Annotated in this window: 10 protein-coding genes; all 10 read right to left on the bottom strand. The window is 60.0% G+C overall.

What is annotated here, in order from left to right; translation table 11 throughout:
• Positions 1 to 112: 112 nt before the first annotated feature.
• A complete protein-coding gene (locus tag WM42_RS12495; protein ID WP_371326210.1) occupies positions 113 to 2,428 on the bottom strand; it encodes a RelA/SpoT family protein in 2,316 nt (771 codons plus the stop codon).
• A 65-nt stretch (positions 2,429 to 2,493) separates the two neighbouring features.
• Positions 2,494 to 3,048 carry an adenine phosphoribosyltransferase gene (locus WM42_RS12490; protein ID WP_062038815.1) on the bottom strand — a complete coding sequence of 185 codons (555 nt, stop codon included), beginning with the start codon at positions 3,046 to 3,048 and terminating at the stop codon, positions 2,494 to 2,496.
• Positions 3,049 to 3,098: 50 nt separating this feature from the next.
• Positions 3,099 to 4,748: an ABC transporter substrate-binding protein gene (locus WM42_RS12485; RefSeq protein WP_235591272.1), complete on the bottom strand. Its 1,650-nt coding sequence runs from the start codon at positions 4,746 to 4,748 to the stop codon at positions 3,099 to 3,101.
• 32 nt (positions 4,749 to 4,780) lie between these two features.
• Entirely contained in the window at positions 4,781 to 5,971 is a 1,191-nt protein-coding gene (secF, locus tag WM42_RS12480) for a protein translocase subunit SecF (protein WP_062038812.1), read from the bottom strand.
• A gap of 2 nt (positions 5,972 to 5,973) precedes the next feature.
• Complete coding sequence (secD, locus tag WM42_RS12475; protein ID WP_201057473.1) at positions 5,974 to 7,758, bottom strand: protein translocase subunit SecD; 1,785 nt, start codon at positions 7,756 to 7,758, stop codon at positions 5,974 to 5,976.
• A 233-nt stretch (positions 7,759 to 7,991) separates the two neighbouring features.
• Positions 7,992 to 8,339: a preprotein translocase subunit YajC gene (gene yajC / locus WM42_RS12470; RefSeq protein WP_082787706.1), complete on the bottom strand. Its 348-nt coding sequence runs from the start codon at positions 8,337 to 8,339 to the stop codon at positions 7,992 to 7,994.
• Positions 8,340 to 8,399: 60 nt separating this feature from the next.
• Positions 8,400 to 9,485, bottom strand: coding sequence for a Holliday junction branch migration DNA helicase RuvB (gene ruvB / locus WM42_RS12465; RefSeq protein ID WP_062038805.1), 1,086 nt, complete (start codon positions 9,483 to 9,485; stop codon positions 8,400 to 8,402).
• A gap of 66 nt (positions 9,486 to 9,551) precedes the next feature.
• Entirely contained in the window at positions 9,552 to 10,166 is a 615-nt protein-coding gene (gene ruvA / locus WM42_RS12460) for a Holliday junction branch migration protein RuvA (RefSeq protein WP_062038802.1), read from the bottom strand.
• A gap of 101 nt (positions 10,167 to 10,267) precedes the next feature.
• Positions 10,268 to 10,849: a crossover junction endodeoxyribonuclease RuvC gene (gene ruvC, locus WM42_RS12455; protein WP_061922809.1), complete on the bottom strand. Its 582-nt coding sequence runs from the start codon at positions 10,847 to 10,849 to the stop codon at positions 10,268 to 10,270.
• A 190-nt stretch (positions 10,850 to 11,039) separates the two neighbouring features.
• Positions 11,040 to 11,795, bottom strand: coding sequence for a YebC/PmpR family DNA-binding transcriptional regulator (locus WM42_RS12450; protein WP_062038800.1), 756 nt, complete (start codon positions 11,793 to 11,795; stop codon positions 11,040 to 11,042).
• Positions 11,796 to 11,902: the final 107 nt, after the last annotated feature.

Below are 11,902 nucleotides of genomic sequence, written 5' to 3'. Positions count from 1 at the left end.
GCCCGGAAAGTTCACCTGCCCGCAAACCGCCAGCTATATGGCATTAAGAAACCCTCACCCTAGGTTGGGTGAGGGTGACGGCGTCCCGCCGTCACGGTCTGGGCTTTACCTTCTAGGCCGTTACGCGGTAGACGTCGAAGACGCCCTCGGTGTTGCGCAGCGTGGTCATAAGCTGGCCCAGCTGCTTGGTATCCGAGATGGAGAAGGTAAAGCGCATCGTGGCGATGTGGTCATCACCGCGATTGGAGCTCATGGACAACACGTTGAGCTTCTGCTCACTGAACACGCCGGTCAGCTCAGCCAGCAGGCCCTGGCGGTCGATGGCCTCGAGCTGGACGCTCGCAGCAAACTCGCCGGCGGCGCCCTTGCCGGAGGACCACTCCACCTTCATCATGCGCTCTGGTTCCTGCTTGAGCTTTTCGGCATTGGTGCAATCTGCACGGTGAACCGAAACGCCGCCGCCACGGGTGACGAATCCGAAGATGGCGTCACCAGGCACGGGCTGGCAGCAGCGCGCCAGCTTAGCCATGACGTCGGGGCTACCCTCCACTAGGATGCCGGTTCCCTTCTCGGAATCGGTGGTGCGTTGAGTACGGGAGTTCTCCAACTCCGTGAGCGAAGTACGTGACGCCAGTGCCTCAGCGGCATCGTCTTGGTCGCCGAAGAGCGACATCAACTGGTTAGCCACGTGCTGGGCCGAGACGTGGCCCGCGCCGATTGCCGTGTAGAGCGAATCGACGTCGTCAAAGTGCAACTGCTCTGCCACTTGGCGCATCGAGGATGCGGTGAACAGGCGGTGCATCGGCAAGCCTCCGCGCTGGATTTCCGCGGCCAAAGCGTCGCGGCCGGCCTCTAGGTGCTCTTCGCGGCGCTCCTTGGCAAACCACTGGCGCACCTTCGCCTTCGCGCGCGGCGATACTAGGAACTCCTGCCAATCACGCGAAGGACCGGCATTCTGATCCTTCGAGGTAAAGATCTCTACCTTGTCGCCGGACTTTAGCTGGGATTCCAACGCCACCAGCTTGCCGTTGACCTTCGCACCGATGCAGCGGTGCCCCACCTCAGTGTGGACGGCATAGGCAAAGTCCACCGGCGTGGACCCCGCTGGCAGAGTCACCACATCGCCCTTGGGCGTGAAAGCAAAGATCTGCTTGGTGGTCAGGTCATAGCGCAGCGAGTCTAAGAACTCGTTCGGGTCTGCAGCTTCCTTCTGCCAATCCAGCAGCTGGCGCATCCACGCCATCTGGTCGACTTCGGCATCGCCGGCGCCGTTCTTGCCCTTTTTCTCCTTGTAACGCCAGTGCGCGGCCACACCAAACTCGGCGTTGTAATGCATCTCGTGCGTACGCACCTGAACTTCCAGGGTGGAGCCGCCTTCTGCAATCACCGTGGTGTGCAGCGACTGGTAGACGCCGAAGCGCGGGGAGGAAATATAGTCCTTAAACCGGCCCGGCAGCGCTTGGTAGAGCGCGTGGACCACGCCGATGGCGGCGTAGCACGAGTTGACGTCATCGACCAAGATGCGGATGCCCAGGAGGTCGAAGATCTCCGCAAAGTCGCGGCCACGGACCATCATCTTCTGATAAATGGACCAATAGTGCTTCGGGCGGCCCATGACCTCGGCCTGAATGCCGTTTTCACGCAGCGCCGCACCAACCTGCTTCTGGATCTCCTTAAGGGCGCGATCGCGCGAAGGCGCGCGATCTGCCACCATGCGTACAATCTCGTCGTACTTCTTCGGGTACAAGATGGCAAAGGAAAGGTCTTCCAGCTCCCACTTCACGTTCGCCATGCCGAGGCGGTGCGCCAGCGGCGCGATGACGTCTAGGGTCTGGCGCGCCTTCTTTGCCTGCTTCTCTGGCGGCAAAAAGCGCATGGTGCGCATATTGTGCAGGCGGTCGGCGACCTTGATAACCAGCACGCGCGGGTCAGTAGCCATGGCCACGATCATCTTGCGGATCGTCTCCGCCTCCGCGGCGGCGCCCAAGGCGACCTTGTCCAGCTTCGTCACGCCGTCGACAAGCCGGGCAACCTCCGGGCCGAAGTCGCGCGTGAGGTCATCCAACGAGTAGTCGGTATCTTCCACCGTGTCATGCAGCAGCGCCGCAACGATGGTGGTGGTGTCCATGCCGATCTCCGCGGCAATCGTGGCCACCGCCAGCGGATGCGTAATGTACGGCTCCCCCGACTTACGGAACACCCCCTCGTGGAGGCGCTCAGCAGTGTCATAAGCGTTGTTGAGCACTTCTGCATCGGCCTTGGGGTGAAACTGCCGGTGAATGGACATAAGTGGGTCCAAAACCGGGTTGATCCTTACCCTTCCGCCGGTCAAAGACCGCGCTAAACGGGCGGACATGCTGCGCATGCCGCCATTAGGGCGCTTTGTCGACTTCTCAGTGGTCACGGCGTCGCCCTCCTCATAGGTCATGGGGGTGATGTGTTTGGCCTAGTATGGCCCTAGTATGGCCCTAGTATGGCCTTAGCCACATCATTCTAGCCGGTCGCGCCCGCCTGATTGAGCACTACCAGCGGAACATCTGCCAATCGCTCGCGGCCGGCTAAGCCATTGACCTCTAGCACCACGACGTTTCCGGCAACTTCCGCACCCGCGGACTCCAAAAGCAACTTCGCGCCGTAGAGGGTGCCACCGGTTGCCAGCACGTCGTCGACAAGCACGACACGTTTGCCCTTGATGTCCACGCCATCGGCCGGAATCTCCAGCGCCGCGGAGCCGTACTCTAGGGTGTATTCCTGGGTCAGTACTGGTGGCGGCAGCTTGCCTTTCTTGCGGATGGCCAGAATTCCCAGGCCCAGCTTATAGGCCACGGCTGACCCCAGCAGGAATCCGCGGGCATCCAGGCCGCCGATCATGTCGGCGCCCAGGTCCTTACAAGCCTGCGCAAGGCCATCGACGACGGCTTGGAAAGCATCGGCGTCGGCTAGCACGGGCGTGAGATCCTCAAAGAGGATGCCCTCCTCCGGGAAGTCCTTCACTAGGCGGACTTTTTCCGCCAGTGCACGTGCAGCGTCTGAATAAACTTCACTCACGGTCTAAAAATCCTTATTAAAAATCAGTGTTAAGTGGAAAGGTCTGCGCACTAGCTCGCGGAAGCGCTCACGGCCCAGCGGTCCATGTTCCAGCCAATGCCCGCGCTGCCAGTGTAAGGCACTACTCCCTTGACGTTGCGATCCACGATGAACACGCGCGGCTGTGCTGCCACCGGAATGGAAGGCACATCCTCCCAGAGCTTTTCCTCCGCGCCTCGAATCTCCTTCAGATTCGAGATATCGGCATCGGGCGTGGTGTACTCGCTCATTGGATCGACAGGACCCAAGAAGACGTCGATGGTAGGCGTCCATGTAACCGGATCCATCTCGAGGTAATGCTGGGACATGTACTCGGCGGACTGGTCCTCGATGGTGATGCCGGCCGGCTCGCACATGGACTTAATTTCCTCCACCATCGCGGCATAGCGCTCATCGGGGCCTAAGTAGCCAATCTTGATGGTATTGCCCGAAAGTTCCGAGGCCTTGGTCATGTCCGCCTTCTTGTGCGCATCCGCGATATCGCTAAGGTGTGTGCCTACCGGGTCGGAGTGACGCAGGGTGCGTGTGTAGACCGGCGGCACGTCCACGCCGGAGATGTCCGAACTGACCTTGGCCAGGCGGGACTGGTCGATGCAGGCCGCGAAGGCTTGACGCGCCCACGGCTCCTGAAAAACGCCAGCCTGCGACAGCGTCAACGCATCGGTCAACCCGCCGACGGTGGGCTCAACCTCATAGGGGCTTTCCTCGTCGGCGGCCGGCAGCCACTTCGGCTTAGCGGAGCCTGCGTCGACGACGCGCAGGTTACCAGACTCCCGCAGCGCCTTGGCATCTGCGGTATTTGGCCACACCACAACCCTGTCAGTAGAGGGCTGATCACCAAAGTATTCCTCATTGGCGCGCAGGATGACCTCGCCGGACTCCCCGACCTTATCCACGACGAAGGGGCCAAAGGAAACCTGCAGCGCGGGATCAAAGTCCTCGGCTGTCGTGGAGAAACCGTAGCGCCAGGTCTCGGCGACCTGTTGTAAGGACGCAGGATCCTGCGTGGACAGCGCCGCGTTGAGCTCTTCTAGGTTCATCCCGGCCTTCTTAGCCACGGCATGCGCCGGCATGACGGTGCCCGGGCCAAAGAGGTAACGCCACCTATCGCCTTGGTCCTTGTTGAAGGTGATGGTGAACTTCTTCGCGTTGGGTGCGCAATCAAAATGCGCGATCTCGCTAGTAAGCGGCATGTGCGAACCAAACTCGGCTGGCATGACGCCAGCGGTATATGCCAACAGGTAGTCATCGCAGGTCACCGGAACGCCGTCGGAGAAGGTTGCCTGCTCCGACAAGGTGAAATTGACCTGCTTATATGGGTTCTCCGGGCTGGCCGGTATCTCCTCGGTCTGCACCAAGTCCGAGTTTGGAATCATCTGCCCCGATGGGCCCGGCATGTAGATGCCTGGGTATAGGCGGCTCGACAGCTGGGCCGCATTCGCAGCGTTACCAAAGGACGTTCCCGCATTGGTGGTGGCCAGGCGGGTATTGACCATGTAACCGAAAAAGTCCGTGGAGTGAGAGCCAGAATCCTTGGCTTGCCCAGCGGAATCCTCGCCCGGTCCATTCGAACACGCTGTTGCGCTTAGCCCGACAACGGCGAGGAGCGCCATCGCAGCTCGCTTGCTCCAATGACGCTCGTTCTGTGGTGTGTTTACCACGGTAGTACTCGCTCCCTTTCGCCCCGTTGTGCTTAACGGCCCGGGCGCCAGCTTGCGCCAGCGCTGCCCGGCGTATCCAGGTTACGCGGGGTGTCATCGCCAGTGCTTGGCGACGCCGCCTTATCCGCCGTTGCCGCACGCTGCGGCGAAGCCACGGTTCGTGAACCCTTAGCCGCCTCAGTTGTGTCTTCTTCGGTGGCATCCTCGCCGTGCTCGGCGCGGAAGGCCTTAACGGCCGCATTGTGCTTCTTTACTGCCTTGCGGCGGTTAGCCAAGGTAACCAGCAATGGAGTAGCAAGGAAGAGCGAGGAGAAAATGCCCTCGATAACGCCGATCAGCTGGATAAGCGCGAGATCGCGCAGGGTGCCGATGCCCATGAGCCAGACCGCGATAACAAACAGCGCGATGATTGGCAGCACGGAAATGATCGAGGTGGAAATCGAACGCATGACGGTCTGGTTCGTAGCCAGGTTGGCCAGCTCGCCGTAGGTGCGCTTGCGCTGCCCCTCAAAGCCTTCGGTGTTTTCGTTGACCTTGTCGAAGACGATGACAGAGTCATAGATGGAGAAGGTCAGAACGGTCAGCAGACCGATGATGACGGCCGGGGAAACCTCCAAGCCGAACAAGGCGTAGATGCCGGCGATGATCACGCCGTCGAGAATCAGCGCCAAAATGGCGGCGAAAGCCATGTCGCGCTGCAAGCGCACTGCCACGTAGATGGTGGCGGCGACCAAGAATACGAGCATGGCCAGCAACATGCGCTCGGTGATTGAAGATCCCCAGGACTCAGAAACCGTGGAGGAGCCGATCGCATCCGGAGTGGCCTCGCCGGATTCGTCCTTCGGCTCGTACTTTTCAAAGATCGCCTGGCGGGCAGTGTCGACCTGCTCCTGGGAAAGGCGCTCGGTGGTGATTTCGAGGGTGCGGGAATCGCCAGCACCGACGATCTGCACCACCTCCGGCTCGATGCCGGTTGCTTCCTCGAAGGTGTCTCCTACCTGCTCGGCCACGAGGTCGCCTGCAGGCATGTTGAGCTTGGTGCCGCCCTCGAAGTCGAGGGAAAGGCTGAAGCCGCGAATGGCGATGGCCAAGACGGCGGCAACCACGAGGGCTGCGGTGATGGCGTACCAGGTCTTGGAACGGCCAATGAAATCGAATCCGCCCTCGTCCTCGTAGAGGCGGTCCAGCTTGGAAATTTTGTGGGACTTAACGCTAGAGGTCATGCTTACTTCTCCTCCTCGGACAGGCGGGACGCATCGGATTTTCCTGCCGCCGGGGTCTTTGCGTAGTAGCCGCGGGCGCGGCGCTCCTCGACGAGCGCGTAGATGCCGCCGAGACCATTCATTGCGGGCTTCGCAGCCGCAGGCTTGCCGCCGATGAGCTGCATAAGCGGCGCCATAACGAGGAAGGAAACAACCAAGTCGAAGGCAGTGGTAAGGCCCATGGTGAAGGCGAAGCCCTTAACCTCACCGATGGAAAGGAAGTAGACGATGACGGCGCCGATGAGCGTCACGGCGTTACCTGTGACGATGGTGGCACGCGATCGCTCCCAGGCCTTGGTGGCGGCGGAACGGAAGGAGCGGCCCTCGAGCAGCTCATCCTTGATGCGCTCGTAGTAGACCACGAAGGAGTCAGCCGTGGCACCCACACCGATGACCAGACCAGCGACGCCGGAAAGATCCAGGGAGTAACCAATCCAGCGGCCCAGCAGAACCAGGGCGCCGTAGGTCAGGATGCCGGAGGCAACCAGGGTGATAAGGGAAACGCCAGCAAGTGCGCGGAAGTAGTACAGGGAGTATGCAGCCACGAGGAGGAAGCCGACGATGCCGGCGATAAGGCCCGCCTTCAAAGCTGCCTTGCCCAGTGATGGCGGAACAGTCTCGACGGTGCCGCCAGGCTCGCCGTTGGAACCGGTAAAGGAAAGCGGCAGTGCGCCGTACTTCAGGTTATTAGCCAGGCTACTTGCTTCTTCCTGGGAGAAGTCGCCGGTGATGGAGGTAGCAGAACCAACCGGGGTTGCGCCCTGGATGACAGGTGCGGAGATAACCGCGGAGTCAAGGGTGATGGCAACCTGCTTCTGCAGGTTCTCCTGGGTCAGCTTGGACCACGTCTCGGAGCCGTTCGGGCCATCGCCGTCCTTGAACGCGAAGCTGATTTCCATCTGGCCAGTCTGTGGGTTCAGCCCACCATTGATCGGCTTGTTGGTGTCGATCTCGTTACCGGTCAGGCGAGTGCCGTTTGGATCCTTAATGCCCTCGAGAAGCGGGGACGGCGCCAGAATGTACGGCGTCTTATCAGCAAAGTCACAAGCCACGAACTGCTTGGCTGAATCGTCGGTGCCGGCGAGCGGATCGGTATCGGCGTCGCAACGCATCAGTGCGGAAGCCGCGGAGATAGTCGTGGCGTCTTCAGACTGGCGGTCCTTGAGCAGCATCTTAGTCATCTCATCGCGGAAGTCTGCCTTTTCAAGCGAGTTGGAAGGCTCTTCCTTTGGCTTAGCGGTGACCTTCGGTGCCTCGGATTTCTTAGCATCCTTGTTGCCAGCCTGCTCTGCGCCCTGCTGGATTGCATCGTTGACCTTCTTCAGGGATTCATTGGCCTGCTCAGGGGTGATAACGCGGTATTCCACCCAGCGGTTAGCCATATCCTGCAAGGTGTCTTCCAGCTTGGACATATCCGGCATCGGCTGCTGCGCAACAGGGCGGAACAGAAGCTGGGAGGTCTGGCCCACTGCCTGTGCCTGGGAGGCGTCCTCGCCAGGGACGGTGATAACGAGGGTGGATCCGTTAATAACCACCTCGGAGCCAGAAACGCCCATACCGTTGACGCGCTGTTCAAGGATGTCGCGTGCCTGCTTGAGCTGATCCGGCGTCGGTTCCTCTCCCTGCGGCACGAGGGTCACGCGGGTACCGCCCTGCAAGTCGATGCCGAGCTTCGTCGAAGCCTCGCGCGGGCCGGTTAGGAAAATAAGGGCGTAAATAGCAACGACGATTAGCGCAAACAAGGCCATGGCGCGCTTGGGCCACTGCCTGTTTTTGTTGCGCAATGCGCCACGATTTTTTGCGGACAAGAAGTTCTCCTGTGCAACTAGAAACAGGGTTTAACAAATTAAAAGTGAATAATTCGTGCGGCCAATGTTTTACTGGCGCACGAGCACGATCCCTCATGATACGTCATGGACGGGCCATTAACTCAACGGGATCTCAGCTGTAGCACTGAGTGTGACCAGCGCTACAACAGCAGCTAACGCTGCGAATCCTCAGCAGACTCAACAGGCTCAGTGGTCCCATCCGCAACGCGTGCATTGTCGACGTCGGGGGCCTCGCCAGGCTGCTCGGTTTCAACGGTGCGCACGATGGCCATCTTGTCGAAGGTTGCGACAACGCCTTGGGCAATCTGTAGCTGCACATCGCGTTCGGTGGTGGCAACCACAGTGCCGTGCATGCCGCCCGCAGTAATAACTTCCTGCCCAGGGGCGAGGTTCTCCTGGAGATTGCGCAGCTTGTTCTGGTGCTCCTTCTGCTTCCGCATAGTCATGAAGCTAGGCAGGATAATAAGGAGGGCAATAACGAGTAGAAAAGCGTATTCCATAACAGGACAGTGTGCCAGAAATCCACATCTAGCGGCTGCCAAAACGCCGCGACGCGGCTTCTAAAACAGCGCCTCGCCCAACGTACCCTCGGGCGGTTCCAATCCAATATGGCGCCAGGCGGCTGCGGTAGCCACGCGGCCCCGGCCAGTGCGGGCAACCATGCCGGCGCGCACGAGGTACGGCTCGCAGACCTCCTCCACTGTGGAAGGCTCCTCACCCACCGCTACTGCGAGGGTGTTGACACCAACCGGGCCGCCGCCGTGGCCCTTGATGAGTGCTTCCAGCACCGCGCGGTCGAGGCGGTCCAGGCCCTTTTCATCGACGTCGAAGACGGCCAGCGCGCCCTGTGCTGCGGCGAGGTCAATGTGGCCGTCACCGTTGACCTCTGCAAAGTCACGCACGCGGCGCAGCAGGCGGTTCGCAATACGCGGCGTACCGCGCGAGCGAGAACCGATCTCTACGGCAGCATCTTCATCGATGGAAACGTCCAAAATCTTTGCTGCACGGGTGATTACTCGTGTCAGGTCAGCAGTGTCGTAGTACTCCATCTGCGCAGTGAAACCAAAGCGGTCACGCAGCGGGCCGGTCAGCATGCCGGCGCGGGTGGTAGCGCCCACCAAGGTAAAAGGCGGAATCTCCAACGGGATGGAAGTAGCACCAGGGCCCTTGCCCACGATGACATCGATGCGGAAATCCTCCATTGCCATGTACAGCATTTCTTCTGCCGGACGTGCGATGCGGTGGATCTCATCGATGAATAGGACGTCACCCTCCATCAGGTTAGACAGCATGGCAGCCAGGTCACCGGCACGCTCCAGCGCTGGGCCGGAGGTCATGCGCAATGACGTGCCGAGTTCCTGCGCAATGATCATCGCCATGGTGGTCTTACCCAGGCCAGGCGGGCCCGAGAGCAACACGTGGTCTGGAGTTACCCCACGGTTCTTAGCACCCTTCAACACCAGTGAGAGCTGTTCGCGCACTTTGGGCTGGCCGATGAATTCCTCAATGGACTTCGGACGCAAGGAACGCTCAATGTCGTGCTCGCCCACCTGCTCGCTCGCATCAACGTCGAGGTTGCGCTGCGGCGCGCTCGGGTCAGCTAGCCCCTCAGGGAGCTGAAACTCAGTGCGTTCTACATCGGACATGCATTCTCACTTAATTTAGATAGTCGGGCGGGGGTTAAGACTCAAAGCGAATATGAACTGCGAAAGTTACTTCTTGCGTCCCAATTGTGCCAGTGCACCGCGCAAGACGGTGGAAGTCTCGGCTGCCGGATCTGCCTCCACAATAGATTCCACGACGGGCCGCGCCGCCTTATCGCTAAAGCCCAGTCCAACGAGCGCTTCCACGACCTGCTCGACTACCGGTGCATGGGCCACAGCGGAAGTACCCGTTGTAACTTCGCCGGCTCCTGCTTGGGGGGCAAAGACGCTGACCTTGTCCTTCAGCTCTAGCGCTAGGCGTTCTGCCATGCGCTTGCCCACTCCAGGAATAGACTGCAGTGTCTTTGCGTCACCGCTAGAGATTGCCGCTGCCAACTGCCCCGCTCCCATCACGGACAGCGCCGCTACTGCCAGCTTTGGCCCCAAGCCGGAGACGGACTGCAGCACGTGAAACATCTCGCGGTCTTCATCGTTGCCGAAACCATACAAAGTCATGGAGTCTTCCTTGACCACCATGGAGGTAAGCACGGTAGCTTCCTCCCCGCGACGCAGGGTTCCGAGAGTTACTGGGGTGGCGAGAAACTTATACCCCACGCCCGCACATTCGATGACAGCGTGGTCAAGGCCGATGGTCAACACGGTTCCGCGTAGCGAGGCAATCATGTGGGTGGGGCTCCTTTATTTGACGGGATGAAATCTAAAGCGATGAAACAGTAAGTAAAGCAGTGCGAGTCTGGATAGCGTCATGCTGGCCGGCACCCCGGCTACGTACCAGACGATGTCCGCGGCTTATTGGCCCGGCCCTTCACGCCGCTGGTCTTAGGCCAAGAGCCGGTGCTCTCCCCCACGCGGGCCAAAGCGGGTGCGCGCCAACAGTGGCATACGGCAAGCGCTAGGGCATCGGCGGCGTCGGCAGGCTTGGGTGCTTCACTCAAGCCAAGGATACGGGTAATCATTACCGTCATCTGCTTCTTATCGGCGCGGCCATTGCCGGAGATGGCTTTCTTTACCTCAGACGGGGTGTACATGTGCACTGGGATGTTGCGCTCAGCAGCAGCAAGCACCACTACCCCAACCACATGGGCGGTCTGCATGACGGTGGAGACCTCGCCGCGTTCGAAGACGCGCTCGATAGCGACCACATCGGGACGGTAATCATCCATCCACTCTTTAACTGCCACCGAAAGACGCAGCAGACGCTCGGTTAGCTCTTTATCGCTCGGCGTACGCGCCACGCCGACTGCCACGGGAATCACCGCGCGACCGCGCCCAGCCTGGACTACCGAAAGGCCACAGCGGGTAAGCCCTGGGTCAATGCCCATGACGCGCAAGCCTTCAAGGTTCACGGCAAGCCTTTCTGTGGGTAGTTGGATTTGGAATCCGAGCGAAGTTCAGGAAAAAGATCCTCCCACATCATACACACACATGTTCTAAAAATGGAGCGGGGTTAAAACGAGCAACCGCGCCTTTTCTCCTTATCGCCTACGCGAGGCGGAGAATAAGGCGCGGTGCGAAGTGGCAGAGCCTGGCTAAATGCTAGTCCTGCTCGAGCTCGGCCAGAACCTCTTCAGAAAGATCCATGTTGGTGTAGACGTTCTGCACGTCATCGGATTCTTCCAGCGCGTCGATGAGGCGGAAGATCTTACGAGCATCAGCGGCACCCAGCGGAACCTCAACGGATGCGCGGAAGTCGGTCTCATTGTCGTCGACCTCGATGCCAGCCTCAACCAGGGCTTCCTTAACTGCCGGGATATCGCCCGGCTGGCAGACAACTTCGAACTTCTCGCCCAGGTCGTTAACCTCTTCAGCGCCTGCTTCCAGAACTGCCATCAGGACGTCATCCTCGGTCAGCTCGCCCTTGTTGACCAAAACAATGCCGGTGCGGGAGAACATGTAGGCAACGGAACCGGACTCGCCGAGGTTGCCGCCGTTCTTGGACATTGCGGTGCGAACATCGGTGGCTGCACGGTTGCGGTTATCGGTAAGGCACTCGATGAGCATTGCCACACCGTTCGGGCCGTAGCCCTCGTACATGATGGTCTCCCAGTCGGCACCGCCGGCCTCTTCGCCGGAGCCGCGCTTGCGGGCGCGCTCGATGTTGTCGTTCGGCACGGAGGCCTTCTTGGCCTTCTTAATCATGTCATCGAGAGTCGGGTTAGCAGCCGGATCGCCACCACCGGTGCGGGCCGCGACCTCGATGTTCTTAATCAGCTTGGCAAATTCCTTGCCACGCTTGGCATCGTTAGCAGCCTTCTTGTGCTTGGTAGTAGCCCATTTGGAGTGTCCGGACATTTCATCCCTTTCATTGTGGCTCTATGAAACTGCCTGCAATTATACGGACGGGCGTAGAGTAGCTGAAAACAGCCCCCACCGTTTTCCGGCGTTTGAGTGAATATTTT

It is taken from the genome of Corynebacterium simulans (genome assembly GCF_001586215.1).
GTDB classification, from domain to species: Bacteria; Actinomycetota; Actinomycetes; order Mycobacteriales; family Mycobacteriaceae; genus Corynebacterium; species Corynebacterium simulans.
Note: the sequence above shows the minus strand (reverse complement) of the source record. Positions and strands in the feature narration are given on the sequence as shown.